The following is a 26,736-nucleotide window of genomic DNA, read 5'->3' as shown; positions in this document are numbered from 1 at the left end:
CCCGCACCCGACACCGTCGACCGCGCACCGGTGCGGCCCGCACCGCCGCCGCCAGCCGGTCCGCGTCCCGTCGAGCGTGCGCCGATCGGCGGGGGTGGCTCGGGCGCGGGTCGGGCGCGGGTCGGGCGCATCCGCCGGTGGGGCCGTTCAGATCCGGGTCGAGCCCTGCTCGGGGCCCCACAGGTCCAGCGCGGCGTACGCCGGCTGCCACTCGTCCCGGTATGCCTGGCGCAGCGGTTCGGGCAGTCGGCCGAGCACGGTCGCGACGACGTCCTCGCTCGCGCCGTCCAGGTACCACGGCACGTACAGGGGGCTGTCGTTGCCGACCCGGATACCGTGTTCGGCGCCGAAGCGCCCGAGCAGTTCCGGCGTCGCGTGCCGGTCGATGATTTCGAGTGCCTCGTCCTCCTCGTGCTTGAGATGTCCGCCCAGGCCGGCGACCAGGCGCTCGACGATCATCGCCAGCCTTTCCGGACCGGATTCGCGGTCGGCCAGGGCGGCGTCGACGGCGTTCAGGCCCGGGTCGACGATGGCGTGCTCGGCCTCCATCGCCTCGATCACGGCCAGTTCGTCCGGCAGGTCCTGAACGGCCGACCGGATCGCGGGCCACAGCACATCGTCCTCGGCGCTGTGGTGGACGTGCAGGTAACGCTTGAACAGTTCCCAGCCGAGCGCCGTCCGCAGGACCTGACGCGGGTCGTCGGTCGCCTCGGCGGTGACCCTGGCGATCTGGCCCAGTTCCCGACGAAGCGCGTCATGGAACGTGTACATCATCGACATGTCGTTCTTGAAGGTCTTGCCGGTCATGGTGTGCTCCGATTTCGCGTTCTGCCGACCTCGGCTACGGCCGGTGCGCGCCCGACGTGGCGGCGCTGCCACCGGGTGCCGGTACCGGTCCGTTCGGCTCGTTGTCGTCGGCTCGTCCTCGGCGGCTCGCTGCCGCCCGACACACCAATGACGGATGCCGGCCCACGAATGTGACCGATCCGCGGCCACGACTTTCCGGCCACCCGACACTCGGGCATGCGCCGCCGCCGACGGTGTGCACCACACGGAGGCGGCGACGGCTCCCAGGCCGGTCGAACCGGCCGTTGTCCGCCCGATCGGACATCATGGGGACATGAACACGCATCGGCCACGAGGCACCTGCGGCGTGTGCGGTCGCCGCGTCGCGGTGACCGAGACGCACGCGGTCTGGCGCCACGACGACCCCGGCCACGCTCGCGCCGACGACGCACCGATCTCCTGCCGGGGGTCGTGGACGCCGGCCGCGGAGGCGACCGGCCGCACCACCGGCCCCACCCAACTGGATCTGCTCAGCTTCGGCGCAACGCCGGACGAGGGTCGCGGCGCGGTCGAGCAGCAAGAGCCGGACGACGACCCGGACGAGGCATCCGCCGACGCGACCGACTCGCTGTTCGCCGGTTCGGTCCCGGCGCCGGCGGCCGGCTCATCCGGCCGCTGACCCGCCCCGGCCGGCGGCCATCGCGCGGGCGGTGGCCAGCAGTTCCACGATCGTGCCGGTGAACTCCGGGAACAGGCGCAGCGCCACGATCCACGCCTCGGCGTTGCCGCCCAGGTATTCGTCGACCAGCGCATCCGATTCGGCGCGGGGCACACCCGAGGCCCACCACTCGGGTGACGTGCGGTCGTCGATGCCGGCGAGTATCGACAACACCACCGGGGCGGGACGGGCGTACCGCAGCAGATCGGCGCCGGACAGTCGGCCGTGGACCAGCGCCTCGTGCAGCCACGGCCGCTCGTTTCGAGCCTGCTCGGGCAATCCCCGAGCCAGCAGCGCGAGCGACAACTCGTGCGGACAGTCCGGGAGTTCGGCCAGCCGTGCATGAAGCGGGTCGGGCAGCGCGGCGGCCCGGTGCGAGCGCAGCAGCTCCGCCCACGGGATGCCGCCGCCATCGGCGAGGACGGCGTCGACCCGCTCGCGCTGTTCACGCTCCTCGCCGTCGCGCAGATGTGCCACGACCCGTTCGGGGTCCTCCTCGGCGCTCAGCCTCGCGCGCAGCACGGCCAGCCCGTCACGATCGGCGAAGGCGTCCTCGATCGGTTCGCGCGTGCCTGCGGGAAAGTCGGTCTCGGCCAGCAACCGCCGGGCCTGGGTCCGGCCGTACCGTGTCCACACCCCGACCACCACCCGCAGCCGACCGGCCTCGGTACGCAGCGGCAGCCGGTTGACAACGACCCGGGCCACCTCGGGATCGCCCGAGGTCATCCCGGCGGCGAGCCACGCGGCGCAGCGGCCCAGTTCCGCGTCCCACAGCAGGGTCGTGAGCGGGCCGGGCACCGGACCCGCGGTGCCGTCGCGGCGAACACCCGCCAGCAACCGGGCGCGTTCCGCGTCGGGCAGCAGCGAGCCCGCGAACAGTCGGGCGTCCACGTGCGGATCGTCCAGGCCGAGGAGTGCGTCCACCTCGGCGGCGCTCAGGTCGCCTCGGGCGGCCCGTTCGACCGGGTCCTCGGCAATGGACCGGTCGGGTCGGGGTCCGGCGAAGACGGGCAGCGGGAGCGCCGGCGCGGTGATCGGCATCGGGCGGTCGTCGCGTGTTCCGCGCGCCTCGCGCGCCTCGATCGCGGCGATCAGTTCGGCGTGGCCGAAGGCGCGCACCGCGTCGGTCAGGGCCGTCGGCACGGTGGTCATCACCCGCAGCGCCGGCACGAGTTCGGTGCCCAGTCGCTGTACCAGGGCCGGCGCCAGGGCGGGATCGGCCAGCGTGAAGACGGCCCTGACCACGGACGGGTCGATGCTGTTCACAAGATCCTCCGGTGCAGTGGGTGGACGGGCGCGTCGACGGGCACGCGGGTACCGACGTGCCGACCGGTGCGTGCGTAGGGCCCGGGCGGGCATCCCGTGGTGCCCACGTGGGCGTACGTCGGGCCCACGTGGGCGTACGTCGGGCCAGGGTGCACGACCGGTGTGGTCAGACCTGGTCCCGCAGTGCCGCGAGCGCGTCTCCGATCGCGCCGGGGTTGCGACTGTAGTAGCCGAGTTCGCCGGATGTGTAAGGGAGTTGCGCGACATACGCGTCGGCTGCCTGTTCGGGTGTGCACTGCTGCGGGCCGACCACCTCTCGGATGATCACGATGCTCTCCGCCAGGCCCAGTGCGCGGCCCTTGAGCCACGCCACCAGTGCGGGCATGCCCGCGCGGGCCGCCTCCCGGCGTGCCTCGGGGAGCAGTTGCTCCAACCAGCGCAGGCGCCACGCGTAGCCGTCGACGGCGGGTCCGGCGCTCTCCTCGACGAAGACCGGCTCCAGCGCGGTGAGCAGGCGGCCCATGAACTCCTCGGCGGTGCCGTCGACGTCCGGGTATTCCTTGACGAACTCGTCCCAGTCGGCGTCCTGGTCGACGAACGTGCCGGCCGAGATGCGTCGCCCGGCCCAGTGCGGCTCACCGGCGACCAGCGTCCGGTGCAGCAGTTCCGCCCGCAGCGGCGTCGACTCGGCCAACAGCACAGCGTCGTAGAGGTCCTTGCCCTGCGGATAGGAGTCGGAGAGCAGCCAGAGCAGTTTCCAGGCCAGCGACTGCTCCGCGGTCGCGGCCAGGATGCGGTGCGGCGCCCCGGAGCCGTCCCCGTGTGGCACGTCCGTGTACTCGGCCGCCGAGGGGAGCGACTCGTTGAAGACGAAGTCGAGTTGCACGATGCCCGACGGCAGCCCGTCCGCCCGCCACGGCAGCACCAGGCGCCGGCCGGGTACCCGGTCGTAGGTCCAGATCTCGTCGTCGACCGCGCCGGCCGCGTCGATCCGCACGTCGCCTGCCGCACGCGAGCGGGCGTCCGCGCCGCGGGCGATGTCGGCGAACATCCGGTCGGTGCGCGGTTCGACCAGTTCCCAGGTGGCCGGCACCACGACGAAGTCGAGGTCGCCGGGCTCGCGGGCGGCCGGGCCGTACCAGGCCCGGAGCAGCATGCTGCCGCGCAGCACCAGGTGTGCCGCCCAGGGCGACTCGGCCACCGCCGCAAGCACATGGTCGACGGCGTATCGGCGGGCGGTGTGCCAGCGCTCGGCGACACCGGGCGAGACGAACTGCGGTTCGCCGGCTCGCATCGCGCTGCCGTACTGCTTCAAGGCAGGGTCGAAGACCGGCCGTTGGCGCACTCCGGGGTCGACCACGGATACCAGCGTTCGAGGCAACTCCCTTTGCTGTCGGGTCTGTTCGTCCAACGGCTCGGACGGCAGGCCCTCGTCGTCCCACGGCCCCCATCCCATGGTCCGCCAAGTCTTGCGCTCGCCGCTGTCGGTCATGGCCGCTTCCGTTCGTCGTAGCCGTCCTCGTGTCGGCGGCATCCCACCGCCGGATTCCGCCGGTCCCGCCACCGGATTCTGCCAAGTCCGGCCGCCTCAGGCCGGATCGGGCCGATCGGCGGCGGCGAGGTTCTTCGCGTACCAGATCTCGGCGTACTTGCCGTCCTTGTATGCCGGCACCTCGACGTAACCCGTCCTGGTGTAAAGGGTGCGGGCCTCGATCAGGTCGAGGCGGGTGTCCAGCACGATCCGGGTCACACCGAAGGCGCGGGCGGCGGCGTCGACGGCGGCCATCAGCAGTCGGCCGCCGCCGGTGCCGCGCAGGTCGGGTCGCACGAACACGCGGGTCAGTTCCGCCGTGTGCTCGTCCCGCAGCAGCAGTCCCGCACACGCGGCCGGCTCGGCGCCGTACCTGCCGACCAGGAAGAGCCCCCGCGGCGGTGCGAGATGGTCGCTCGGCGCGTCGGCGAGGCCCTCCTCGATTTCGGCGGGGGTCGAGTCCCGGCCTTCGTGCAGCCGGTAGTAGCGGTCGCTGACCTCGACGAAGTACGCGCGCAGCAGCGCGAGCGCTTCGGGCGAATCGACCGCGCTCGGGGCGATCGTCCAGGTCTGCGTGCTGTGTGCGGCGGTGGGCATGGGAAAAGTGTTCCGTACCCGTCAAACCGTTTGCCTGCCGGGTGCGGCGACGGCCACCGGGGGCATACGCGGCGCGCCCGGACCGCGCAAGCCGGCGCACGACGGCGCGACCCGTCGAAGCCGCACCGTCGCACCGCCGCATCGCCGCATCGCCGCACCGCCGCATCGTCACCAGCTCTCGGGCAGCGGCTTGCCCTCCGCGTAGCCGGCCGGGCTCTGGATGCCCAGCACGGCGCGTTCGTGGAACTCGGCCAGCGTGCGGGCGCCCGTGTAGGTGCAGGCGCTGCGCACACCGGCGCCGATCGAGTCGAGTAGGTCCTCGACGCCGGGCCGGTTCTGGTCCAGGTACATTCGCGAGGACGAAATACCCTCCTCGAACAGCGACTTGCGCGCCCGGTCGAAGGCGGATTCGGTGGCGGTACGCAGCCGGACCGCGCGTGCCGACGCCATACCGAAGCTCTCCTTGTACAGTCGGCCCTCGCCATCGCGGTACGCGTCGCCGGGCGACTCATAGGTGGCCGCGAACCACGAGCCGACCATCACGTTCGAGGCGCCGGCCGCCAGGGCCAGCGCGACGTCGCGCGGGTGTCGGACGCCGCCGTCGGCCCACACGTGCCGGCCCAGCCGGGTCGCCTCGGCCGCGCACTCGGCGACCGCGGAGAACTGCGGGCGCCCGACGCCGGTCATCATCCGGGTGGTGCACATCGCGCCCGGGCCGACACCGACCTTGACGATGTCCGCGCCCGCCTCGATCAGATCGCGCACGCCCTGCACGGTGACCACGTTGCCCGCCACGACCGGTACGGGCGGGTCGAGCGCCCGGACCGCGCGCAGCGCCTTGATCATCTGCTCCTGGTGGCCGTGTGCGGTATCCAGGACCAGCGTGTCCACGCCCGCCTCGATCAGGCCTTTCGCCTTGTGCGCGACGTCGTTGGTGATGCCGATCGCGGCGGCCACGCGCAGGCGTCCGGCCGCGTCCAAGGCCGGTGTGTACAGGGTCGAGCGCAGCGCGCCGGTGCGGGTGAGCACGGCGACCAGGCGGCCGTCGGGCTCCACGATCGGCGCGAGCTTGTGCCGGCCCTCGTAGAGCCGGTCGAACGCCTCGCGCGGATCGACGCCGGCCGGCAGGGTGAGCAGTTCGGTGGACATCACCCGCGCGAGCTGGGCGAAGCGGTCCACGCCCAGGCAGTCGGCCTCGGCCACGATGCCGACCGGGCGCCCGCCCTCGGTCACCACCACCGCGCCGTGCGCCCGCTTGGGCAGCAGGTTCAGCGCCTCGCCGACGGTGTCGGTGGGGGCCATCGTGATCGGGGTGTCGTAGACGAGGTGGCGGTCTTTGACCCACGAGGTCACCTCGGCGACCACGTCGACCGGGATGTCCTGCGGAATCACCGCGAGGCCGCCGCGGCGGGCGATGGTCTCCGCCATCCGGCGCCCGGCCACGGCGGTCATGTTGGCCACCACCACCGGGATGGTGGTGCCGGTGCCGTCGGAGGTGGTCAGGTCCACGTCCAGGCGCGAACCCACGCCGGAGCGCGACGGTACGAGGAAGACGTCACTGTAGGTGAGGTCGTGCGGCGGTACCTGGTCGTGGAGGAATCTCATGCCGCAGTACGTACCCAGCCGGCCCGGTAATCGATCTTCCCAACCGGCGGGGCGAGTTGGGCCGGTGCGGCCGGGTCCGGGGCGGCGGACCCGGCCCGGGCACGGACGGGCACGGACGGTCAGCTCGCGAGCACCGTCAGGTCGAGCCGGCTCAGGCGTTGCGGGTCGGCCAGGATGTCGATGGTGACGATCCGGCGGTGCACGATCGTGAAGGCCAGCACCGACATCGGTTGTCCGCCGGCGACCGACACGATGCCGGCCATGCCGTTGACGAGCGCGGGTCGGGCCACCGCGGCGAACCGCGCGAAGGTGAGCGCCTGTCCGGCCACTTGCTCCGCGCCTCGGACCACACCGCTCGGACGCAGCGCGCCACCGTCGGCGCGGGCGACCACGTCCGGGTCGAGCACCGCGACCAGCGCGTCGAAGTCGCCGCCGCGGGCGGCGGTCAGGAACGCGTCGACCACCTCGCGCTGCACGGCCAGGTCGCCGTCGGGGGAGGGCGCGGCTCCCTGGACGCGTCGGCGCGCGCGGCTGGCGAGTTGCCGAGCCGCGGCCGGCGTACGGTCCACGATCGGCGCGATCTCGTCGAACGGCACCGCGAACAGGTCGTGCAGTACGAAGGCCAGCCGCTCGGCGGGCGCGAGCGTCTCCAGCACCACCAGGAGCGCCAGGCCGACCGAGTCGGCCAGGAGTATCGCGTGCTCGGGGTCGGCGTCGGGCATGCCGGCGATGATCGGGTCGGGGACGTGCACCTGCGCGTCCAGCGGCTCCTCGCCGCGGGAACGGCGCGAGCGCAGCATGTCCAGGCAGACCCGGCCGACCACGGTGGTCAGCCAGCCGGCCAGATTGTCCACCTCGTCCGGGTCGGAGCGGCTGAGTTTGAGCCAGGTCTCCTGCAGGGCGTCGTCCGCCTCGGTCAGCGAGCCGAGCATCCGGTAGGCCACGGCGAGCAGGTGGCTGCGGTGCGCCTCGAAGCGTTCCGCCAGAAAGTCGTGCTCGTTCATCGGCTTCATCCCATCCTCTGGTCGCGTCTCGGTCGTTGGCGCGACCCTCGGTTCCCTGACGTAAGCGCCACCGACGATGTGACACTGCGTGGCCGGCGCGGGGCTTCGGCCCGGCACGGGGCGGCGGGCACGCGGGGCGCTTTCGCGTCGAGGCCGTGGGTGGGCGACCACGTCGAGGAAATCGGTGCGGGCCGGCGGTCACATTCGTTCGCCGGGATCCGTCAATGCGGTGACGAACGAACTCGGCCGCTCCGGCCGGGGGCGGAACCGGTGCGGACGGTACGACCCGCCGGTTCGGCAGCCACCCGGGCACGACGCTCGGCCCGGTGGTGTCCGGCGACGCCGAGGCCGCTCTCGGACACCGAAGACCAAAAACAGAAGACGAGCGAACTCGGGGCCCCGACAGCGCGATCGGTCAGGCGCCCGGTCCCTCGCTCGCCCGATCCCGCATGGCTTAGGAGACTAGTGATGTCTGCCACCGACTCGGCCCCGAGCCGATCAGGACCCGGCGTCGGCACCGGGGCGATTCTGGCTTTCCTGTGCCTGGGCCAGTTCATGGTGTTCCTCGACGTGTCGATCGTGAACCTGGCGCTGCCGTCGATCAAGGACGGCCTGGACATGTCCGAGGTCAGCCAGAACTACATCGTCACCGCGTACGGCACCGTGCTCGGCGGCTTCCTCCTGCTCGGCGGCCGACTCGCGGACACATTCGGGCGCCGCCGCCTGCTCCAGGCGGGCTTCGTGGTATTCGCGCTTGCCTCGCTGGCCTCAGGTCTCGCGCAGAACGGCACCATGCTGATCACCGCGCGCGGCTTCCAGGGCCTCGGCTCCTCGATGATCGCGCCCGCCGCACTGTCCATCCTCACCAACACCTTCGCCGAGGGCGCCGAACGCAACAAGGCGCTGGGCATCTGGGGTTCGCTGGCCGGCATCGCGTCGATCCTGGGGGTGATCCTGGGCGGCGTGCTGGCCGACGGGCCCGGGTGGGAGTGGATCTTCTGGATCAACGTGCCGATCGGCCTGGGCGTGGCCGTACTCGCACCGCGCGTGTTGCCGGAGAGCGTGGCCGAGGAGCGCGGTCGGCCGTTCGACCTGGCCGGCGCGATCACCTTGACCAGCGGCCTGTTGTTGCTGATCTTCACCCTGGGCGAGGCAACCACGGTCGGCTGGGCCACCACCCGCACCATCGTGAGCCTGAGCTGTGTATTCGTCCTGCTGACCGCCTTCGTGGTGATCGAGGCGCGGGCCGCGTCGCCGATCCTGCCGCTGCGGGTCTTCCGGTTGGCCACGATGCGCACCGCGAACCTCTCCGCGATCCTGGTGTTCGGCATGTTCGGCGCGATGTTCTTCTTCGCGAGCCTGTTCATGCAGCAGGTGTACGAGTACACGCCGCTGAGGGCGGGCTTCGCATACGTGCCACTCGCGGTATGTGTGGCCATCGGTGCGGGTGTCGCGTCCGAGCTGATCACCAAGGTGGCCGCCCGGCCGGTGCTCATCGTGGGCCTGGCGATCACCACCGTGGGGCTGTTGCTGCTGTGGCGTGCACCGGTCGACGGCAGCTACCCGGTGGACGTGTTGCCCGCGTTCATCGCGCTCGGCCTCGGCTGCGGCATGTGCTTCGTGACCCTTCAGATCGCCGCGTTCGTCGGGATCGGCGAGGAAGAGGCGGGCCTGGGCGCCGGCCTGATCAACACCAGCCAGGAGGCGGGCGGCGCGCTGGGCCTGGCGGTGGTCGCGACCATTGCGTACAGCGGCTTCGCCGACGACATGGCCGCGGCCGGAGACAACGGGCACCGGATCCGCGAGGCGCAACTGGCGGTCAACCACGACGCGTTCCTGTCCGCCGCGTGCCTGGGCGTGGTCGCCCTGCTGTTCGCGGTACTGCTGATGCCGAAGGGCAAGGGCTCGATGAGCTCCGCCGAGGCGGTGGCGAACGCCGGTACGGAGCAGGCCGCCACGCCGGAGATCCGATTCGACCTCGGGACACCGGCGGCGGACGACGCGCAGGCATAGCGGTCCGCGCGGGCGTAGCGGGTCGTAGCAGTCGTCGCAGACCTCGCAGGTCGAGAGCCGGAAGTGGGGCCGGCGGTCGACACCGCCGGCGCCGCGCCGGAACCGTTCCGGGGCGGCGTCGCACGTCCCGGTCCGCGCCGATGCCCGATGCCCGACTCGGGGCTCGCGCGCGTGCCTGGCCATCGAGCCCTTGTCCCGGTACTAGCATCGGCCCATGACTATTCGTAGCGCGACGGCTCAGTGGCAGGGCACCATCCTCGATGGTGCCGGCACCATCCGCACCGGCAAGGGCGGTCTGGAGGGTGCCTATTCGTTCAAGTCCCGGTTCGAGGAAGGCGAGGGCACCAACCCGGAGGAGTTGATCGGCGCGGCGCTCGCGGGCTGCTTCTCGATGGCCCTGGCCAAGGGCCTGGGCGACGCGGGTTTCCCGGCGAACTCGGTGGACACCACGGCCAAGGTGCACCTGGTCCAGGTCGAGGGTGCCCCGACGGTGACCCGGATCGACCTGGAGACCGCCGTCGTGGCCGCCGGGATCGACGAGTCGGAGTTCCTCAAGATCGCGGACGTCACCAAGCAGAACTGTCCGATCTCCAGGCTGCTTTCGCCGGGCGCCGAGATCACCCTGACGGCTTCGCTGGGCTGAACCCGGCCGACCCGACCGCGGTACGGACGGCGTCGAGGGCGTCGGTGACCGCGCGGTCCAGACCATGACCGCACGCGTCACCGCACCCCTCGACGCCGCCGCCCGAGTGGCGACCAGCTGTCACTCCCGGGGGGGTCGACCGGTTCGGTGTCGGACCGGGCCGGCGCGATGGACCACCACCGCCTCGGCCGGGTCACCGACTCGCCGCCCGCAACAGCGCCGGTGGCGTAGGGGGGTGGATGGCGCTCCGCGCGGAGTGGCCGCGCAACGGCTCGCGTTCCGGTGCCGGAGGCGGTGGAAGGCATTCGCCTGCGCGGTGAGCGGGCGTCGATCTCGCTGGCGGGCACCGAACCCGTTCGGCAAGCACTGATCCCATCCGCGAGCGCTGGTCCCATCGGCGAGCGCTGGTCCCATCGGCGGCCACCGAACCCGTCGGCGAGCACTGATCGCGTCGGCGGGCACCGATCCGATTGGCGGGCGCTGATCCCGTTGATGAGCACCGATCGCGTCGGCGAGCACCGAACCGGCCGGCAAGCAGCAATCCCATCCGCAGGCACCAAACCCAACGGTGAGCACCGATCTCGTCAGCGGGCGATGATCCCGTGGGCAAGCCCTGATCCGACCGGAGAGCACCGATCTCGTCAGCGGCCACCGATCCGACCGGCGAGCACCGACCCCATCCGCGACCACCGATCGGCGCGGCGCGTGGGTCCGTCGACCCGACGCCCGGCCGACGCCCGGCCGACGCCCGCGCCCTGTTCGGGCCGGCCCGCGGCCCGCGGATCAGGTCAGTCGTCCTCCGCGGGCAAGGGCTTCCGGGCCAGCAGGTAGGCCTGCTGCGCGGGTCGTACGCTCTCGCCGGGGTCGGGCTCGCGGATCATCTGCGCATGCATGGTCAGGCCCGCATCGGTCACCAGGTCGGCGATCCGCTCCGGTCGGCGGCGGTGGAAGTCGAGGGAAACCGATCGGCCGAACGCCTCGGTCAGCCGCAGCGGTTCATCGCCGACTTGGAAGGCGAGCAGGAGTCGGCCGCCGGGGACCAGAACGCGATGGAACTCGGCAAACACGCCGGGAAGTTGCTCCATCGGGACGTGGATGATCGAGTACCACGCCACCAGACCGGCAAGGGAGCCGTCCGGAAGGTCCAGGTCCGTCATCGAGCCGACCTCGAAGCGCAGATCCGGGTGCTCGCGGCGGGCCACCGCGATCATCCCCGGCGACAGGTCGATCCCGAAGGCATCCAGCCCGAGATCGCGCAGGTGCGCGGTGATCCGACCGGGCCCGCACCCGACGTCTGCCACGGGTCCGGTCCCGGGGTCGACCGAGCGCACGAGTTCGGCGAAGGCGGCGAGTTGGGCCCGCTCCAGTGGCTTGTTCGCGAGTTCGGTCCGAGCGCGTTCGGTGTACTCGGTGGCGACGGCGTCGTAGGACACCCGGGTGGCGTGTAAGAAGTCGGGTTCGATCACGACCGGGCACTCTATCGCCGGCCACCGACAACGCAAGGGCGCGCGTCCGTCCGAGCGGCGGTGCGTGCCTGCCGGTGACGACGCGCCCGGCCACGGAACGGGGGAAGCAGCGCTGCGGTCACATCAAGGGGCCGGCGTCCGTCAAAGGGATGGAGGTTCCGTCCACGAGCCGACTGCTTCGGCACCGGGACGAAGGCTCCCGGGCTCGGGAAGGAGGGACGTTCCCGGCCCGGACGGGGGATTCCGGGCCCGGGACGAAGCGTTCCGGGCCCGGAATGAAGGTTCCCAGCCCGGGACGAAGGATGATGCCGGCACCACGGCGGCGGTTTCGTCGCGGCGCCGGAGGGACGATCCGTCCCGCACCTTCGCCCACCTTCCACCCGCTCCGCTCGTCCCTACGACGACAACGCTCGACAAGCGAGGAATCCCGTGCGCGGCAAGGACTTCCGACACGACATGACGATGATGTTCGCGATCCACGACGCGCTGCGCCGCGATCTGGAGCGACTTGCCCGGGTCGCCGCACGTACGGACGACGACCCGTGGCACATCCTGCGGGTCGGCACCGGGTGGGACCTGTTCCGGCGACCTGCTGTGGCCGGTGTTGCGCCGGGCGCCGGCCGATCGGCCGGACGAGCTGGGCCTGATTGCGGTGATGGAGGCCGAACACGCCACATTCGACCCGCTGTTGGAAGCCATCGACACGGCGCCGGCCGACCGCGACACGGGAGGTCTGCGGCTCGGTGACCTGCTCGACGGACGGGTCGGCGGGCTGCGTGGGCATCTCGGGCACGAGGAGGACGAGGCACTGCCACTGATCGACGCCGTGGTCACCACCGAGCAGATACGCCGCTTCGGCGCCGAACACGGCCGACGGATCGGCTCCGGTACGTGTCGCTACCTGCCGTGGCTGCTCGATCACCCGAGCCCCGAGAGTACCGCGATCATCCTCGGCCAACTGCCGGAATCCGTCCGCCCGACCTACCTGAACCTGTGGCAACCGACGTACGACGCACAGGATCCCTGGGGCCCCCGAGGCAGCCGACCCACCGTCCGCCGCACGACGCGTGGGGCGTGACGAGGTTGGGATCGCCGGCCCGGGCCGGGTGTCGGTGGCCGGGGATAGCCTGGCGCGATGGGTAAGACCGTGATGTACCTGGAGATGACCTCGCTCGACGACCTCCGGCCGTCCCGCCCCGTGCCGGCGCTCGCGCTGCGCCGCGTCGACCCGGCCACGCCGCTGTTGCACGCCCTGCAGGCCCGAATCGGCGCACCGTACGGGTGGCGCAGCGCGTCCCGAACCGAGCACGAATGGGCGGAACTTCACGCCGCGCACCCGTTGCTACAACCCTGGCTGATCACGCACGCCGGCGAGACCGCGGGCATCGGCAACCTGGAGCCGCAGCCCGGCGGGAACGTCGAGGTGGCCACGTTCGGCCTGCTTCCCGAATACGTCGGCAAGGGCCTGGGCGGCTGCGCACTGACCCTGGTGCTCCGCCAGGCCTGGCTCACCGCCCCCTACTCGAGCGCCGAGCCGGTGCGCCGAGTCTGGCTGCACACGTCCTCCGAGGACCACTCCAATGCCCTCGTCAACTACCGTGCCCGGGGCCTGCGTCCCTATGGGATGGAAGCCCGCGCGTAGCCGTCCCGTCGAGCGAGGTGAGCCGGCCCGGTCGCACCGAGTCGATCAGCAGGCGAAGGGGTCGGTGGGATCCGTGGCGTCGCTGGGGTGGGCGGCGCCGTGGGGGCCGGCTGTGCGAGAGGCCGGAGCGGGTGTCGCGTTCGGCGCGCTACCCGCGGCCGCCGTCGGCTCGACGGGCGGGGCGATCTCCGCGGCCTGCTCGCGCTGGGCGCGCAGCTTGGCCGAGACCCCGTCGGTCCGGGCCCGCAGGACGCGGATTCGCTCGGCCGCCGCCGCATCGCCGGTGCCGCCTTCGGGCACGGCCGCGATCACCTCGACGCCGTGGGCGCGCGCGGTGGCCACCAGGCTGTCCGCGACGGCGGTCTGCCGGGCCAGCAGGGCGGTGGCGAACAGGCTCGCGCGCAGCGTCTTCTCCCGACCGAGCAGGCCGCGGTAGGTGATCTCGCAGGCCACCTCCGCACTGTCCAAGCGGCGGTCGTCGGCCTGTTCCAGCGACGCGAGGACCACCGTGAGCAGGCCCTCCACCACCTTGGTGACCGCCCACTTGCGGCCGGGCAACGGCGGCAGTACATCGCGGATCCGGTCCACCTCGGTGTCGAGTGCGGCCGTGGTCATCGAGGCGAACGCGTCGTGCAGGGTGAGTCGGATTACCTTCTCCCACGGGATGTCCTCCCCGTCGAAGCCGACCGTCTCCGGGCCGAACCGCACCGCACCCAGGCCGTCGAGCAGCCGCAGCGGTCGCGCGGTGATCGCCGGCACCTTCGGGTGCCGACACACCAGCGCACCCAACGAGAACTCCCAGGCCACGGCGGCGGGCGCGGCCGGCGCGGGCAGCGCGTCCAACGTCCCGTGCACCCAGTCCCCCGACGCGACCCGAGCCCGACCGGCGCCGATCCGACCTCCCACGGCCGCACGCCCCGAAGCCGCCGCGGCCCCCACCGCCCCACCGATGCCCCGCAGTTGATCCCGTATCGCCACGTCCCCAAGCCCCCTCGCCGCACACCGCGTCGTGCCACCCGTCGTGCCACCCCGTCATGATCACTCTAGGGCGTGTCTCCATGCCCCGCCGGGCTCCGCAGCGTCCGGTGCCGTGCATCGGCGTGCCGGCCACGAGCCGCCCCCCATACCCGCCCGGCCCCGCCCCGGCACCCGCGGACCGGCCGTCGCTCGGAGTCGCGCGTGGGCGGGCGCGGCCGATGTGCCGCCGTGGCACAACCGGAAGCCGTCATGGCGCAGCCGGTGCACCTCGCCGCAAAGATCGATCCGGCCTGATCCGACCTGGCATTTACCAGCCTTCAGCGGCTCGGATGCTTCTTTCTCGACACTTGCGCACCGTGATGCACATATGGATGGCGCATTTGTGACGTCATATAATCTCGTCTCGGCGCCACTTAATGTGCCACAATGGCGTCATGGACCTCACGCCGTACGTCGACAGCCTTCGGAACGAGCTTGCGGTTGCCGCGGACGCGGGCGGTGGCGATGCGCGTAAGTTGGCCGAACGCCTCACCGCCCCGCTGGAGTCGGCCACCCGGCTCGTCCTGCTCAGAGCGCTGTCCGCCGCCATGGCCGAGGTCACCAGCGACCTCGCCCCCGGGTCGGTCGAGCTTCGACTGCGCGGGCTCGACCCCGAGTTCGTGGTGACCGCGCCACCGGGTCCGGAGGCATACGCGGAACCCGCGACGCCCGAAAGCGCGCCGAGTGCACCCGCACCGATGCCGACCGCGGCACCGCCGGACGGCGACGAGGGCGGCATGGCGCGGATCAACTTCCGGCTGCCCGCCCACCTCAAGTCCCGAGTCGAGGACGTCGCCGCGCTGGAGAGCCTGTCGGTCAACGCCTGGCTGGTACGCGCCGCCACCGGCGCACTGGCGCCCGACCCCGCCCGCCACGGCGCACCGGACCCCACCAGCCGGCACCGGGTCCGCCAGGGCTACACCGGCTGGGTCCGCTGACCCCTGCCACGCACGGCACCGCACCACCGCACACGCAGCGCACGCACAACCGCACACGCGGACACAGACGCAGCCCGCGCACCGCGGCACGGCGCCGGCCCCGACGCCGCGCCGGCCGGACTCCCGCCGCCCCGCCCGGCCGGCCGGAGCCCACAGCCGAGAGGAAGGCACCGCCATGCCCACGTTCGACACCCCGAAGCCGATCTCCGCCACCCTCGAATTCGACCTCGGCTCGGTCCGGATCAGAGCGAGCGACCGCACCGACACGGTTGTCGAGGTACTACCCGGCAACGACGCCGACGAGATCGACGTGTGGGCCGCCCAGCAGACCACGGTCACCTGCTCCGGCGGCAGGTTGCTGATCAAAGGGCCCAAGAAGCGCTCGCCGCTCGGCAAGAGCGGTTCGGTGCGGATCATCGTCGAACTGCCGGCCGGCTCCGACGTGCAGGGCGCCACGCCCATGGCGGACTTCACGTGTGCGGGCCCGCTGGGCGACTGCCGACTCAAGACCTCGGTCGGCACCATCCGGATCGACGAAACCCGGACCCTGTACGCCAGGGCCGACCACGGCGACATCCGGGTGGCCCGCATCACCGGGGACGCCGAGATCGTCGCAGCGGGCCGGATCGAGGTCGGCACCGTCACGGGCGCGGCAACGATAAGGAACACCAACGGCGAAACCACCATCGACGAGGTCGGCGGCGACCTGCGGGCCAACTCCTCCAACGGCCGGATCACCATCGGCGTCGCGCACGCCGACGTCGACGCCAAGTGCGCCCACGGCGCGATCCGGGTCGACGAGGTGGCGTGCGGCCAGGTCCACCTACAGACCGGCGCCGGCGACCTGGAAGTCGGCATCCGCAAGGCCACCGCCGCCTGGGTGGACGTGCAGACCCGGATGGGCAGCGTACGCAACTCGCTCGGCTCGACCGGGAGTCCCGACGCGTCGGAGCAGACCGTCGAGGTCCGCGCCCGGACCGCCCTCGGCCACATCCTGATCCGGCGCGCCTGAGTTCGGCGCGCGGCCCGGCCGAGACCGCAGAGCCATGACCGAAGGGGTACCACTGCCATGATCACGACTTCCGCCACCCGTACACCGGCGATCAGCGCCGTCGGCCTGGCCAAGTCCTACGGCGACAAGGTGGTGCTGGACGGCATCGACCTGCACGTCGCCGAGGGCACCGTTTTCGCCCTGCTCGGTCCCAACGGTGCGGGCAAGACCACCACCGTGCAGATCCTGTCCACGCTCGTCGGCGCCGACGCCGGCCGCGTGCACGTGGCCGGCCACGACCTCACCCGCGAGGCCGACGCGGTACGCCGGGCGATCGGCGTCACCGGCCAGTCTTCCGCCATGGACAATCTGCTCACCGCCCGGGAGAACCTGCTTCTGATGGCGGACCTGCACCATCTGGGCCGGGTGGAGGGCCGCCGCCGGGCCGACGAACTGCTGGCCCGATTCGACCTCGCCGACGCCGCTCGCAAACCCGTCGTCACCCTCTCCGGCGACATGCGCCGCAAGCTCGACCTGGCAATGACCCTGGTCGGCCACCCCCGGGTGATCTTCCTCGACGAGCCCACCACCGGCCTGGACCCGCGCAGCCGCCGAATCATCTGGGACATCATCCGCGACCTGGTCGCCGAGCACGGCGTGAGCATCCTGCTCACCACCCGGTATCTGAAGGAGGCGGACCGACTCGCCGACCGGATCGCGGTCCTGGACCACGGCCGGCTGGTCGCCGAGGGCACCGCCGCCGAACTCAAGCGCCGCATTCCCGGCGCGCACATCCGGGTCCGGTTCAGCGACCCTCACCACCTCGACGTGGCCGCCGACCTCTTCCGTGCCACCACCTGCGACGACGAGACGCTGACCCTCAGCATCCCCGGCGACGACAACATCCCGACGCTGCGCACCGTCCTCGACACACTCGCCGACGCGGACATCCGGGCCGAGTCGCTCACCGTGCACACCCCCGACCTCGACGATGTCTTCCTCGCCCTCACCGGCAGGGCGCACTCCGACCGCGAGCCCGCCCCGAGCCGGCCGAGGCCGAACCGACAGAACCCGCGATAGGCACCTGCCTTCGGCGGTTTGTAAACCGACGTAAAAGCCCCCTGACCTGGTACTTGCATGGCGGGCTGCATGGCAATCCGCACGTTGGATGGCAACGGGGCCTGCAACGAGACATGTCCGCCGGGACACGCACGCTCGCCGGAATCGAGTTGTCCGCGTACCGGATCATCCAGGAGGCACTGACCAATATCGGCCGGCACGCGCGGACCGGGTCTGGTCGGGTCCGGGTCGACTACCGCGCGGACGCGTTGGCGATCGAGATCACCGACGACGGGGTGGATCTGGGTCCCGCGTTCGCGGGCACCGAGTCGGCCGAGTCGTACGAGCCGCCGTACGGGCACGGGTTGGCCGGCATGCGCGAGCGAGTCGGGCTGTACGACGGGGAGTTCAGTGCGGGACCGCTGCCCGGGCGGGGCTTTCGGGTGGCCGCCGTGCTGCCGTTGAGCGAGCGGGTCGCATGAGCGTGCGGGTGCTGGTCGCGGACGACCAGACGCTGGTCCGCGCGGGCTTTCGCGGCATCATCGACGTGGCACCGGGCTTCACCGTGGTGGGTGAGGCGGGCACCGGTCCGGCCGCGGTGGAGTCGGCCCGTCGGGAGCGGCCCGACGTGGTGCTGATGGACATACGCATGCCGGGCATGGACGGCCTGGAGGCGACCCGGCTGATCACCGGTGCGGGCGGTTCGCCGGGTGTGCCGGGGGTGCGGGTGTTGATCCTGACCATGTTCGATCTGGACGAGCACATCTACGCGGCGCTGCGCGGCGGGGCCGGCGGATTCCTGCTCAAGGACACCGCGCCCGAAGACCTGCTCGATGCGATCCGGGTGGTCGCCGCCGGCGAGGCACTGTTGGCACCGAGCGTGACCCGGCGGCTGATCGCCGAGTTCGCCCGCCGCCCGGACGCGCCCGGCGTGCGGGCCGTTGCGACGCCCGTACCCGAGTCGCCGCCGGTCGCACCAATGTCGAGATCGCCCGGACCCTGCACATCACCGAGGGCACCACCAAGACACACGTGGGCCACCTGCTCACCAAACTCGGCGCGCGCGACCGCGTGCACCTGGTGATCATCGCGTACCGCGCGGGACTGGGCCCGGAGTAGGCGGGCGCGGCCAAGTCCCGTGCCCACAGGCGCCGTCTGCTGGCGAAGGCGTGGCGGTAGGGTTTCGACGCGTGAGTGATCTGTACGAGTTGACCATGGACTTGGCGTTGCGCGCCGGGCGGCTCTCGGGCCCGGACGTGGCCGAGTTGCGGTGGCATGTGGGCCTCGCGGCCGGGGCGATTCCGGACGTGGGCGATCGCCGCATCGTGACCGAGTTCCCGGTGGTCGTGGTGGACGACCTCGGAGTACCGGCGGTGGTGGACGATCCGCATCCCGTGTTGGGCGCGGACGGGATCGCGCTGCGGATCGGCGGGGAGTCGGCCACCGGTTTGGCGCCGATCGGCGGCGGGTGGGCGCTGACCGTGCGTCGGGAACTGCATCCCGACCAATTCGACGAGGTCGGCGAGCTGTTGGCCTGGCTGGCCGCGCGAGCCGAGGACGCACACACGGATTCGCACGGCTCGGTCGTGCTCGGGTGGTTGCGCTTCATCGAGGACACCGAGGCCCGGCCGCTGGTCTTCCGAGACGGTCGGGTGCAATGGCCCGACCGGGAGGCGGGGTAGGCCGCTCGCGGGGTGTGCGAGACGGGCGCCGTCCGCCGGTTTCGGGGCCCGATCAGGCCCATCGGGTCGTGGCGGTCCTGCGGTGCCAGGCGGTGACCGCGCCGGCGTCGGTCGGTTCGACGTCGGCCGGCAGGTCCGCCGGGTCGAGCCAGGCCAGCCGGGCGCAGTGGTCGGGTTCGGCGTTGACCGGGTCCCCCGACCAGGCGGTGGTGTGGAAGTACCAGCCGATCACCGGCGCGCCGGTCTCGCCGAGGACCTGGGACACGTACGTTGTGCGCAGGTCCGCCGTGGCGACGTCGATGGCGATCTCCTCCTTGGTCTCCCGGGCACACGCCTCGATGAGGAGTTCGCCCGGGTCGGCCAAGCCGCCCGGGAGGGCGAGCAGGCCGTCGGCGAAGCCGGTGTCCTTGCGTTCCATGAACAGCACCGCGCCGTCCGCGCGTTCGAGGATGATGGCGGCATACGCGATGGCGTTGTGGCGGTGGTCGCTCAAGTGTCGCTCTCCCCATGGTCGGTCCGGGTGCTTCGGGAGTGGCTCCCGGCTACGCGGCGGTGTCGCCGGCCGGCGCGCTTCGGACCTCGGAATCCGACCCGCGCGCCGAAACGCACACCTCCGCCCGGACCAACGACGAGCCACGGAGGGACGTCACGCCCCAACCGTCGGAAGCACGTTCCCCACGGCGGCCGCACAGCCGCGCAACCACCCTCGCCACCGGACCTGTTCCGCTTCGCCCGGCCGCGGGTAGGGCCAAAGGTCCTCCAGGAACACCCGCACGAACCAACGGGGTTGCGTCCCGCAGCCGCAGGGACGGCATCGTCACGGGTCGTCCGCCTCCGGTCCGCCGACGGCCACATCCGGGCCGTAGGCGGACGTTCCTGGCACACCCGGCAGGGAGCCGGCACGCCGCGATCCTCGTCGGCGACGGTCACGCGCACCGAGGCGAGCACGCGCCACCCGTGCTTGTACGCCTCGCAGATCGCGCAGCTCTCGTGGCATAGCCGCACCGCGTTGTTCGGCACCTCCGAAGCGGTACCGGTCAGGATCGGCCTGTCGTCCAGTCGCAGCGCGGCAGCTCCGGACCAGTCCTACCCCGGGAAAGCGGCTGCGCGCCGACTCGGCGGCGGCAGCCGCGAGTTGTCGGTCGACGCTCACGGCGCCACGCTGCCGCCTGCCCGCCGCCAACCGCCCGAACGCGGCGGCCCCGAACCCGTCCTCCTCCATCGGCACCTCGCGCAACTCGACCAACCGGGCCCGCATCGGCGCCTGGTCGGGCGCCGAGGCGATGCCCGCCCTCGGCCGACGGATTCAATATGGCAGCGGCCCGCTCGCACTCCTCCTCGGTACCGGCCGACATGCCGGCGAGAGGATCCAAAGGCAGTCCCGCCGCGTGGATCAACCCGGCCAGGTAGTGGCCGCGTTCGTCCATCCACCACCGCCGGTCGCGGCGCACGGCTTCGTACAACAATTCCCCGGCCGCGGTCGGATCACGTGCCGCAGCCGGGGCCCCGGGACCGCGCCCGCGTTGCCGAAGTCCCTTGAACGTGTCGACCGGCGTGATTCACGACGCGACGCCAAGACGCCGGCTCGCCGATGTAAACCGCGCCGGCGGATGCGGTCGGCTCTCGGCGGGGCCTCGGCGGGTCGGGCATGTGTGACGATACGGTCCTGCCATGCTCGAATCACCTGAGGACAACGCGTCCACGACCTCGACGGTCGCCACGTCCGCGCCGCCGGAGCACGGACCCGGGCCGGTGACCGCCGACGATCTGGATCGGGCCGTGCAGCTCGCGGTGGCCGCGCTGCGGGGCGTGCCGCCCACGGCGTGGGAGGCGAAGGCCGGCCCGCTGGAATGGGACCGCTGGGAGACGGTCGAGCACCTGAGCGACGATCTCTTCGCATACGCCGCCCAACTGGGCCCCAGGGTCCCGCCGATGTCCGGCGAGGTGCCGTTCGTCTGGGCGAGTCGGCGACCGGGCGGCCCGGCCAACGCGATCCACGCCGACCACGCGGCGGGCCCGGACGGGCTGTTGCAGGTGCTGGAGGCGAGCGGCGCGCTGCTGGTGGCCATGGTGCGGACGACGCCGTCGAGCGTACGCGCCCACCACGGCTTCGGCGTCGCCGACCCCGAGGGCTTTGCCGCGATGGGAATCGTGGAGACGCTCGTTCACACCCACGACCTGGCCGAGGGCCTCGGAGTGACCTGGGCCCCGCCCGCCGACCTGTGCGCGCGCGTACTCGCCCGGCTCTTCCCGGACGTCCCGCAGGACACCGACCCCTGGCCCACGATGTTGTGGGCCACCGGCCGCGCGGACCTGCCGGGACAGGCGCGACGCACAACCTGGCGCTGGTACGGGGAACCTCGCGCATAGCGGGATGGGTCGGCCGGCGCGTGGGTGGGTGTCGCCCGCCGATAGGCAGTTTGCCGGTTGGGGCCGGCGGTTCGGGCCGGTCGGGTGGGGTGAGGCCGGCTGGACCGCGCCGGGGGCGAAGTCGACCTCGGGGCGGTCGTTGCCGTCCCCCGATCGGGGGACTGGCGCACGCCTGCGGGTGGATGCCGGCGGCGGGCTTCGCAGCAGAGGCTGGAATTCCTTCGGCTGAAAGGGGAGTTCCGGTGCAACGGTGGGATCGGGTGGGTCGCGTCGCAGCATACGGGGCGGCACTCGCATTGACGCCCTATCCGGTGATCAAGATGTCGTGGGTGATCGGTTCCCTGATCGGCGTGCTACCGATCGGCTCGGGGTTCGGGCTGACCGAGTGGGTGGTGCTCAACACGGCGACGGTGGGCATGGCGGCGATCGGGATCGCCGTGGCACTCGCGCTGGTCCGCCCGTGGGGAATGCGGATACCGGGCGCTCCGTTGGCGTTCTGCGCCTGGGTCGGGACCGGATTTCTGGTTCCCGTGTTGCCGTACGCGGTGCTGAGTTCGTTGGTGACATCCTCCGGTGACGACCCGGAATCGGCCGCCGGCACAGGCGGGGGCGCGAGTGCGGACGACGCGTCCATGCCGGGTTGGGAGGCGGTCCTGATCCAGATCGGCTTCGTCGGGATGGGGTTGGGATTGGCCCTCGCGCTGCCCGCGTATCTGCGTCGGCGTTGGCCGGACGTATTCGCGGGGCGGGTCGGCGACGCGGTCCGCGGTCGGATCACGCCCATCGGATCGGGACTTCGGCGCATCCCTTGGTCGGCGGTCGGCGGCGCCGGGCTCGGAGCGGTGTGGTTGTACTGGGCGATCGGCGGCACGCTGGGCGTCGCACACCCGCAGGCACGCGACGCCGATTGGCGGATCCTGACCGGCATCTGGGGCGGTTGGGCACTCGTGGCAGCCGTCGCCACCACCGTGATCGGCTATGGCCGCCCGGGCCGGTTGGCGCGCCGACTTCCGGTGGCCCTGGGTTGGATCGGCTCGGGCTCGCTGTTCGCCTGGAGCGGTTGGAAGCTGCCGCTCACGCTGTACGTGGCGCTGGCGAGCCCGGTTGGCACCACGTTGCCGGAGGACCTCACCTGCGCGGCGATTCTGCACGTGATCGCGATCGCGGTGGGCATCGCGATGTTGCGTGTCCTGGTCCGGGTCCGGGTCCGGGATCAGGATCGGAGCCCGGGTCGGTTTCGGAGCCCGGGTCGGTTTCGGGGTCGCGTCCGCGCCGGTGTGCGCGACGGTGGCGACGACGGCCGGTCGCCGGTGTCGGTGGGGCGTTGAAGCGGGTGAGACCCGGCTCGTCGGCAGGAGGGCGCGCCGGGCCGGGCCGGGGTCACCGTTCCGTCTTGGGTGTGCTGGTGAACTCGCGGATGGTTCCGGCAAGTTCGTCCGGTTGATCAAGCGGGATGAGGGTGCAGCTGTCCCGGATCTCGACCAGCCGCCCCTGTCGAGGCCAGTACGACCCGGCCCACTCGCGCGGCCTCGCCGTCGCGATCGTCCTTACCTGATCGGAATGCCGAGGATGCCGGACGGATACGGTTCGACCGAGCCGAGCACCCCGAGCGGGTCGACTGCCGAATCCGTCGACCACGTCAAGCGCATCAACCGTGTGGCGTTCATCGACTCCGGCACCTGCATCGCATACACGGTCCGACCCTAGCTTCCGACCGCCCACCGCCCGACCGACCCTGCCGGCACCGGCACCGACACCGGCTGCACCGTCCAACGCGCTCCCGCTCCCACCGCGCGACGAACCGGGTCGCCAGGACACCCGCCGGGCCGCCGGGCCGCCGGTTCCGCCATGCGTCGCCGGCTGTGGAGGCTGTGCCGCCGGTGGGGAGATTGGTCGAGGCCGGGGAAGGCCGAGGTCGACAACGGGCCGGCGGCTGCGGCGGCCGGCTTCCCTGGTCGAGGCCGTCCCGGTGTCCCGGTCGGATCATGTGGTTGGGCTTCCCGGTGTGCGAAGGGTTCGGCGGATGGCGTTGCGGAGCCAGTGGTGGGCTCCGTCGGTTGTGTGTCGGGGGTGCCAGGCCATGCCGATGGTCAGTGGTGGCAGTGCCAGGGGGATGTCGAGGAGGCGCAGTCCGAGGGCGGTGGCGTCTTCGGTGAGGGGTGAGGGGGCGGCGCCGGGGGGTGCGGCAGGTACGAGGCAGACGATGTCGCTGCGGGTGGCGAGGGTCATTGCGGCGAGGTGGCTGGGCAGGACGACGCTGACCCGCCGGTGGAGGTTCTGCTCGGCCAGGGCGGTGTCGAGGGGACCGGTGAACCGGCCCCGGCGGCTGACCGCGACGTGCTGGGCGGCAGCAAGCCGGACCGGGGTCAGTGGCCCTTCGGTGAGCGGATGGCCGGGCCGGACGGCCGCCACCATTCGGAGGCTGACCAGTTCTTCGATCTGGGTTTCGGGGTCCACGTGGTCGATGGATCCGATCTCCAAGTCGATCCGGCCGTCCCGCAGCGCGGGGCCGGCCTCCAGTTCCTCGGCTCGGATCCGGAACGAGACCCCCGGTGCCTCCCGCTGGGCCAGTTGCAGCAGCCCGGGGGCCAGTGCCGCGCCGACCAGGTCGGCGGCTTGGAGGGTGAAAGTGCTGCGGAGGCTTGCCGGGTCGACGCTCGCGCCAGGGCTGAGCAGCGCTCCGAGGCTGCGAACCACTGCGGCGGCTTCCTCGCGCAGGGACTGGGCGCGTGGGGTGGGGACCATGGTCTGTCCGGCCCGGACCAGGAGGGGGTCCTGGAGGATGCGGCGCAGACGGGCGAGGGTGCGGCTCATGGCGGCGGGCGAGGTGTGCAGACGTGCGGCGGCGCGGGTCACGCTGTGCTCGGCCAGCAGAGCATCCAGCGCGATGGCGAGGTTGGCGTCGATGACCGGATCCGGGCTGCTCACCAGCATTATTCCATTTCAGTCAATGATTCCGTGCCGAAGTTCCCATTGTGGCAGCACGGAGGCCCTCAGCAGGATGAGAGGCGTACCGAACCGGCACGACCTACGAGGTTTTCATGATCGTCATTACCGCTCCCACCGGGAACATCGGCCGTCACCTGCTCTCCCGGCTCCTGGAGTCCGCCCCCGCCGCGGGCGAGGAACTGCGCGTGATCGTGCGCGATCCCGCCCGGCTTCCGGACGCGGCGCGCGGACGCGTCGAGGTGGTCACCGGCTCGCACGCGGAAGCCGAGGTTCTCGACCGGGCCTTCGAGGGTGCGGACGCCGTCTTCTGGCTCGTCCCCCCGGACTCCTCCCTGGCCCCGGCGGACGCCTGGAGCGGTTTCACCCGCCCCGCCGCGAAGGCGCTCGCCGCCCACGGCGTCGGGCACGTCGTCGGCGTCTCCGCGCTCGGCCGCGGCACCGCGCTCGCCGACCGGGCCGGCGTCGTCACCGCCTCCCTCGCCATGGACGACCTCATCGCCGACACCGGCGTCGCCTACCGGGCCCTGGCCTGCCCGTCCTTCTTCGAGAATTTCCTGGAGGAGGCCGACTCGATCCGCGACAAGGGCGTCTTCACCGACACCGTCGACGCCGACCGCAAGGCTCCCCTCGTCGCTGTCGCCGACATCGCGGCCGCCGCAGCCGGCCTGCTGCTGGACCGCTCGTGGACCGGTACCGACAACATCCCGGTCCTCGGGCCGCAGGACCTGTCCCCCAACGACCTGGCCCGCATCATGACCGAACAGTTCGGCCGCCCCGTCCGCTACGAACGCCAGCCGCTCGACGAGCTGTACACAACCCTCGTCGGCTACGGCCTCAACGAGGCATTCGTCCAAGGCATCGTCGACATGAAGCGGGCCAAGGACGAAGGCCTCGACGCCGGCGTCGCCCGCACCCCGGACACCGCCTCCCCCACCGGCTTCGAGCAGTGGTGCGCCCAGACCCTCAAGCCCGCCGTCCTCTCCTGAGGCCCACCACCCGTCGCCGGAACACATGGTGCCCAGCGCACCAAGACCACCTATGCCTTTGGAGGCGTCCTGATGCCCGCTGAGGAAACCGAACCGCCGGTCACGGCGTTCATGCTCGTCAAGACCACACCCGAGTGGCTCGCCCTGACCGTCCAGGAACGCGTGGACGCCTTCACCTCCCAGGTCCTGCCGGCCATCAAGGCCAAGACCACCGGTGTCCGGTCACGCTTCTACGACACGGAGTTCTACTCCGCGCGCGTCACCGACATCTGGGTGTGGGAAGCCGAAGACCACCACGCCTATCAGCTCCTCATCGACGCACTGCGCGAAACCCCGTTCTGGGACCGCTACTTCGAGGTCATCGACCTCCTCGTCGGCACCGAGAACGGCTACGCCCGCACCTACGGCCTCGAACCCGTCGCCACCATCACCACCTGACACACCGCCCACCCCGCGCGACTGGTCCGATGCCCTCTTGCCGCAACCGGCCAGGGGGCATCGGACCAGGACCAACGAGAGTTCGCATCCACGGCGTCAGCCGGGAGGGACACCTGCGGCAGGACGGCACCGACCAGACCTGAAGCCGCAAGTTGCGCGAGTGGGGCATGCCCGTCGACATCGCACGGCACGGTGATGACCTGGTCCGGCAGGCCAACGGCGGGACCCACCCCCGATACCCTCGACGCCGCCGTCCGTCCGCCGTTCACGACCCCGCACCCCCGCCCGGGTCGGCCGATCCCCCTCCGACGCTGTCGTCGCACGGTCCATCTCCCGTGGCCACACCATGGGTTGCCCCCGTATAGGCCAAAAGCGCGCGCAACGCCGCGGCGTCGGACTGGAGCCCGTCCTCGTCCTGGTGGTCGTGTTCGAGGTGGGCGAACGCCGGGGCGCGTTCCGGTGTCGGTTCGTCGGGGTCACGTGGGATCAGATGTGCGTGCAGGTGCGGGATGTCGTTTTCCAGCAGCGATACGTTGATCTTGGGCACCGGCCGATAGTGCGCCTCGATCGCGCGTCCGGCCGAGGTCACCTCGGCCATGAAGCCCGCGAGTTGGCGGGCGGACAGCGCGGTCAGTCGCGCGACGTGTCCACCGGTCCAGACCACCACGACGTAGCCGCGCACCCGACCGGCGCGCCACAGATACGCGTTGCCGTACACGCCGCGCCTGAGCAACAGCCCCCAGCCGATGTCGGGTGCGGTGAAGTCCTTCTCGCACATCGAACAGGCCGCGCCGACCGCGGGTTCCGCATACCGCTCCGGCCAGGTGGACGCGGCCGGCGGGCGCGGTCCGGGCACCTGGGATCCACACACGACGGCCTCCAACTCGAACGGGGACAAGAGCCTTCTTGCGGCTGCAAACGTTCGGTTGAAGAAACGATCGCCGCCGGACGAACGTCACGCCTCGATCCGGCCTGTGACCCGCCCGCAGCACGCCTGGGACACACTCGCGACGGACCCCGCCCGGTGTACTCGCG

25 protein-coding genes and 1 pseudogene are annotated in these 26,736 nt (G+C 71.8%); 15 read left to right on the top strand and 11 right to left on the bottom strand.

The genetic code is table 11. The features are described from left to right. Positions 1-147: 147 nt before the first annotated feature. Complete coding sequence (locus ABZS54_RS21055; RefSeq protein WP_355537971.1) at positions 148-807, bottom strand: hemerythrin domain-containing protein; 660 nt, start codon at positions 805-807, stop codon at positions 148-150. A gap of 313 nt (positions 808-1,120) precedes the next feature. Here ABZS54_RS21055 and ABZS54_RS21050 point away from each other — a divergent pair, with 313 nt between their 5' ends. After that, complete coding sequence (locus ABZS54_RS21050; protein ID WP_355537968.1) at positions 1,121-1,465, top strand: hypothetical protein; 345 nt, start codon at positions 1,121-1,123, stop codon at positions 1,463-1,465. Here ABZS54_RS21050 and ABZS54_RS21045 read toward each other — a convergent pair. From ABZS54_RS21045 to ABZS54_RS21025, 5 genes are all read right to left on the bottom strand, one after another. Continuing rightward, positions 1,451-2,770 carry a hypothetical protein gene (locus ABZS54_RS21045; protein WP_355537965.1) on the bottom strand — a complete coding sequence of 440 codons (1,320 nt, stop codon included), beginning with the start codon at positions 2,768-2,770 and terminating at the stop codon, positions 1,451-1,453. The genes ABZS54_RS21050 and ABZS54_RS21045 overlap by 15 nt on opposite strands. Before the next feature lie 166 nt (positions 2,771-2,936). Beyond that, on the bottom strand, positions 2,937-4,262 hold the full coding sequence (locus ABZS54_RS21040) for a nucleotidyl transferase AbiEii/AbiGii toxin family protein (protein WP_355537962.1): 1,326 nt from the start codon (positions 4,260-4,262) through the stop codon (positions 2,937-2,939). A gap of 96 nt (positions 4,263-4,358) precedes the next feature. Next, positions 4,359-4,898 carry a GNAT family N-acetyltransferase gene (locus tag ABZS54_RS21035; protein WP_355537959.1) on the bottom strand — a complete coding sequence of 180 codons (540 nt, stop codon included), beginning with the start codon at positions 4,896-4,898 and terminating at the stop codon, positions 4,359-4,361. Between the two features lie 168 nt (positions 4,899-5,066). Continuing rightward, positions 5,067-6,503, bottom strand: a complete 1,437-nt coding sequence (locus tag ABZS54_RS21030) for a GuaB1 family IMP dehydrogenase-related protein (RefSeq protein WP_355537956.1) — start codon at positions 6,501-6,503, stop codon at positions 5,067-5,069. A gap of 119 nt (positions 6,504-6,622) precedes the next feature. Further along, positions 6,623-7,507, bottom strand: a complete 885-nt coding sequence (locus ABZS54_RS21025; RefSeq protein WP_355537953.1) for a sigma-70 family RNA polymerase sigma factor — start codon at positions 7,505-7,507, stop codon at positions 6,623-6,625. Between the two features lie 468 nt (positions 7,508-7,975). Here ABZS54_RS21025 and ABZS54_RS21020 point away from each other — a divergent pair, with 468 nt between their 5' ends. Further along, complete coding sequence (locus ABZS54_RS21020; RefSeq protein ID WP_355537950.1) at positions 7,976-9,520, top strand: MFS transporter; 1,545 nt, start codon at positions 7,976-7,978, stop codon at positions 9,518-9,520. 214 nt (positions 9,521-9,734) lie between these two features. Then, positions 9,735-10,163, top strand: a complete 429-nt coding sequence (locus tag ABZS54_RS21015; protein WP_355537947.1) for an OsmC family peroxiredoxin — start codon at positions 9,735-9,737, stop codon at positions 10,161-10,163. Between the two features lie 788 nt (positions 10,164-10,951). On the opposite strand, the gene ABZS54_RS21010 is transcribed toward ABZS54_RS21015, so the two are convergent. Next, a complete protein-coding gene (locus tag ABZS54_RS21010) occupies positions 10,952-11,629 on the bottom strand; it encodes a class I SAM-dependent methyltransferase (RefSeq protein WP_355537944.1) in 678 nt (225 codons plus the stop codon). A 601-nt stretch (positions 11,630-12,230) separates the two neighbouring features. Here ABZS54_RS21010 and ABZS54_RS21005 point away from each other — a divergent pair. Next, positions 12,231-12,707, top strand: coding sequence for a hypothetical protein (locus ABZS54_RS21005; RefSeq protein WP_355537941.1), 477 nt, complete (start codon positions 12,231-12,233; stop codon positions 12,705-12,707). A gap of 57 nt (positions 12,708-12,764) precedes the next feature. Continuing rightward, positions 12,765-13,271 carry a GNAT family N-acetyltransferase gene (locus tag ABZS54_RS21000; protein WP_355537938.1) on the top strand — a complete coding sequence of 169 codons (507 nt, stop codon included), beginning with the start codon at positions 12,765-12,767 and terminating at the stop codon, positions 13,269-13,271. Positions 13,272-13,316: 45 nt separating this feature from the next. Here the strand turns inward: ABZS54_RS21000 and ABZS54_RS20995 are convergent, their stop codons facing one another. Further along, positions 13,317-14,177 carry a hypothetical protein gene (locus tag ABZS54_RS20995; RefSeq protein ID WP_355537935.1) on the bottom strand — a complete coding sequence of 287 codons (861 nt, stop codon included), beginning with the start codon at positions 14,175-14,177 and terminating at the stop codon, positions 13,317-13,319. 506 nt (positions 14,178-14,683) lie between these two features. Between ABZS54_RS20995 and ABZS54_RS20990 the strand changes: the two genes are divergently transcribed. The 6 genes and pseudogenes from ABZS54_RS20990 to ABZS54_RS20965 all read left to right on the top strand — a co-directional run bounded on the left by ABZS54_RS20990 (position 14,684) and on the right by ABZS54_RS20965 (position 18,958). Further along, the gene (locus tag ABZS54_RS20990) at positions 14,684-15,226 is read left to right on the top strand and encodes a hypothetical protein (RefSeq protein WP_355537932.1); all 543 of its coding nucleotides are present in this window, start codon (positions 14,684-14,686) and stop codon (positions 15,224-15,226) included. Between the two features lie 175 nt (positions 15,227-15,401). Beyond that, positions 15,402-16,238 carry a DUF4097 family beta strand repeat-containing protein gene (locus ABZS54_RS20985; protein ID WP_355537929.1) on the top strand — a complete coding sequence of 279 codons (837 nt, stop codon included), beginning with the start codon at positions 15,402-15,404 and terminating at the stop codon, positions 16,236-16,238. Between the two features lie 57 nt (positions 16,239-16,295). Then, the gene (locus ABZS54_RS20980; protein WP_355537926.1) at positions 16,296-17,297 is read left to right on the top strand and encodes an ATP-binding cassette domain-containing protein; all 1,002 of its coding nucleotides are present in this window, start codon (positions 16,296-16,298) and stop codon (positions 17,295-17,297) included. A 113-nt stretch (positions 17,298-17,410) separates the two neighbouring features. Continuing rightward, complete coding sequence (locus tag ABZS54_RS20975) at positions 17,411-17,758, top strand: ATP-binding protein (RefSeq protein WP_355537923.1); 348 nt, start codon at positions 17,411-17,413, stop codon at positions 17,756-17,758. Further along, positions 17,755-18,395, top strand: a pseudogene (locus tag ABZS54_RS20970) (response regulator transcription factor). The gene ABZS54_RS20975 and the pseudogene ABZS54_RS20970 overlap by 4 nt, the downstream one beginning before the upstream one ends. Before the next feature lie 71 nt (positions 18,396-18,466). Beyond that, positions 18,467-18,958: a hypothetical protein gene (locus ABZS54_RS20965; protein WP_355537920.1), complete on the top strand. Its 492-nt coding sequence runs from the start codon at positions 18,467-18,469 to the stop codon at positions 18,956-18,958. Positions 18,959-19,010: 52 nt separating this feature from the next. Here ABZS54_RS20965 and ABZS54_RS20960 read toward each other — a convergent pair whose 3' ends face one another. Then, a complete protein-coding gene (locus tag ABZS54_RS20960) occupies positions 19,011-19,451 on the bottom strand; it encodes an NUDIX domain-containing protein (RefSeq protein ID WP_355537917.1) in 441 nt (146 codons plus the stop codon). Between the two features lie 1,178 nt (positions 19,452-20,629). Between ABZS54_RS20960 and ABZS54_RS20955 the strand changes: the two genes are divergently transcribed. Continuing rightward, on the top strand, positions 20,630-21,328 hold the full coding sequence (locus ABZS54_RS20955) for a hypothetical protein (RefSeq protein WP_355537914.1): 699 nt from the start codon (positions 20,630-20,632) through the stop codon (positions 21,326-21,328). 260 nt (positions 21,329-21,588) lie between these two features. Next, a complete protein-coding gene (locus ABZS54_RS20950) occupies positions 21,589-22,656 on the top strand; it encodes a hypothetical protein (protein WP_355537911.1) in 1,068 nt (355 codons plus the stop codon). Positions 22,657-23,311: 655 nt separating this feature from the next. On the opposite strand, the gene ABZS54_RS20945 is transcribed toward ABZS54_RS20950, so the two are convergent. Further along, positions 23,312-24,262 carry a LysR family transcriptional regulator gene (locus tag ABZS54_RS20945; RefSeq protein WP_355537908.1) on the bottom strand — a complete coding sequence of 317 codons (951 nt, stop codon included), beginning with the start codon at positions 24,260-24,262 and terminating at the stop codon, positions 23,312-23,314. A gap of 107 nt (positions 24,263-24,369) precedes the next feature. Between ABZS54_RS20945 and ABZS54_RS20940 the strand changes: the two genes are divergently transcribed. Together ABZS54_RS20940 and ABZS54_RS20935 are read left to right on the top strand one after the other, a co-directional pair. After that, positions 24,370-25,263: an NAD(P)H-binding protein gene (locus tag ABZS54_RS20940; RefSeq protein ID WP_355537905.1), complete on the top strand. Its 894-nt coding sequence runs from the start codon at positions 24,370-24,372 to the stop codon at positions 25,261-25,263. Positions 25,264-25,335: 72 nt separating this feature from the next. After that, positions 25,336-25,701, top strand: a complete 366-nt coding sequence (locus tag ABZS54_RS20935) for a darcynin family protein (RefSeq protein WP_355537902.1) — start codon at positions 25,336-25,338, stop codon at positions 25,699-25,701. 265 nt (positions 25,702-25,966) lie between these two features. Here ABZS54_RS20935 and ABZS54_RS20930 read toward each other — a convergent pair whose 3' ends face one another. Beyond that, a complete protein-coding gene (locus ABZS54_RS20930) occupies positions 25,967-26,599 on the bottom strand; it encodes an HIT domain-containing protein (RefSeq protein WP_355537899.1) in 633 nt (210 codons plus the stop codon). Positions 26,600-26,736 lie beyond the last annotated feature (137 nt).

The organism is Embleya sp. NPDC005575, from assembly GCF_040605455.1.
Taxonomy (GTDB): Bacteria; Actinomycetota; Actinomycetes; order Streptomycetales; family Streptomycetaceae; genus Embleya.
The sequence above is the reverse complement of the archived record's forward strand: the minus strand, read 5'-3'. Positions and strand labels throughout refer to the sequence as shown.

Bases quoted from the DNA above. Each gene is read 5' to 3' on its own strand.
- ABZS54_RS21035 (WP_355537959.1), bottom strand. From the start codon at position 4,898: ATGCCCACCGCCGCACACAGCACGCAGACCTGGACGATCGCCCCGAGC.
- ABZS54_RS21015 (WP_355537947.1), top strand. From the start codon at position 9,735: ATGACTATTCGTAGCGCGACGGCTCAGTGGCAGGGCACCATCCTCGAT.
- ABZS54_RS20980 (WP_355537926.1), top strand. From the start codon at position 16,296: ATGATCACGACTTCCGCCACCCGTACACCGGCGATCAGCGCCGTCGGC.
- ABZS54_RS20940 (WP_355537905.1), top strand. From the start codon at position 24,370: ATGATCGTCATTACCGCTCCCACCGGGAACATCGGCCGTCACCTGCTC.
- ABZS54_RS21040 (WP_355537962.1), bottom strand. From the start codon at position 4,262: ATGACCGACAGCGGCGAGCGCAAGACTTGGCGGACCATGGGATGGGGG.
- ABZS54_RS20990 (WP_355537932.1), top strand. From the start codon at position 14,684: ATGGACCTCACGCCGTACGTCGACAGCCTTCGGAACGAGCTTGCGGTT.
- ABZS54_RS20945 (WP_355537908.1), bottom strand. From the start codon at position 24,262: ATGCTGGTGAGCAGCCCGGATCCGGTCATCGACGCCAACCTCGCCATC.
- ABZS54_RS20975 (WP_355537923.1), top strand. From the start codon at position 17,411: ATGTCCGCCGGGACACGCACGCTCGCCGGAATCGAGTTGTCCGCGTAC.
- ABZS54_RS20985 (WP_355537929.1), top strand. From the start codon at position 15,402: ATGCCCACGTTCGACACCCCGAAGCCGATCTCCGCCACCCTCGAATTC.
- ABZS54_RS21050 (WP_355537968.1), top strand. From the start codon at position 1,121: ATGAACACGCATCGGCCACGAGGCACCTGCGGCGTGTGCGGTCGCCGC.
- ABZS54_RS21000 (WP_355537938.1), top strand. From the start codon at position 12,765: ATGGGTAAGACCGTGATGTACCTGGAGATGACCTCGCTCGACGACCTC.
- ABZS54_RS20935 (WP_355537902.1), top strand. From the start codon at position 25,336: ATGCCCGCTGAGGAAACCGAACCGCCGGTCACGGCGTTCATGCTCGTC.
- ABZS54_RS21025 (WP_355537953.1), bottom strand. From the start codon at position 7,507: ATGAACGAGCACGACTTTCTGGCGGAACGCTTCGAGGCGCACCGCAGC.
- ABZS54_RS20955 (WP_355537914.1), top strand. From the start codon at position 20,630: ATGCTCGAATCACCTGAGGACAACGCGTCCACGACCTCGACGGTCGCC.
- ABZS54_RS21055 (WP_355537971.1), bottom strand. From the start codon at position 807: ATGACCGGCAAGACCTTCAAGAACGACATGTCGATGATGTACACGTTC.
- ABZS54_RS21020 (WP_355537950.1), top strand. From the start codon at position 7,976: ATGTCTGCCACCGACTCGGCCCCGAGCCGATCAGGACCCGGCGTCGGC.
- ABZS54_RS21030 (WP_355537956.1), bottom strand. From the start codon at position 6,503: ATGAGATTCCTCCACGACCAGGTACCGCCGCACGACCTCACCTACAGT.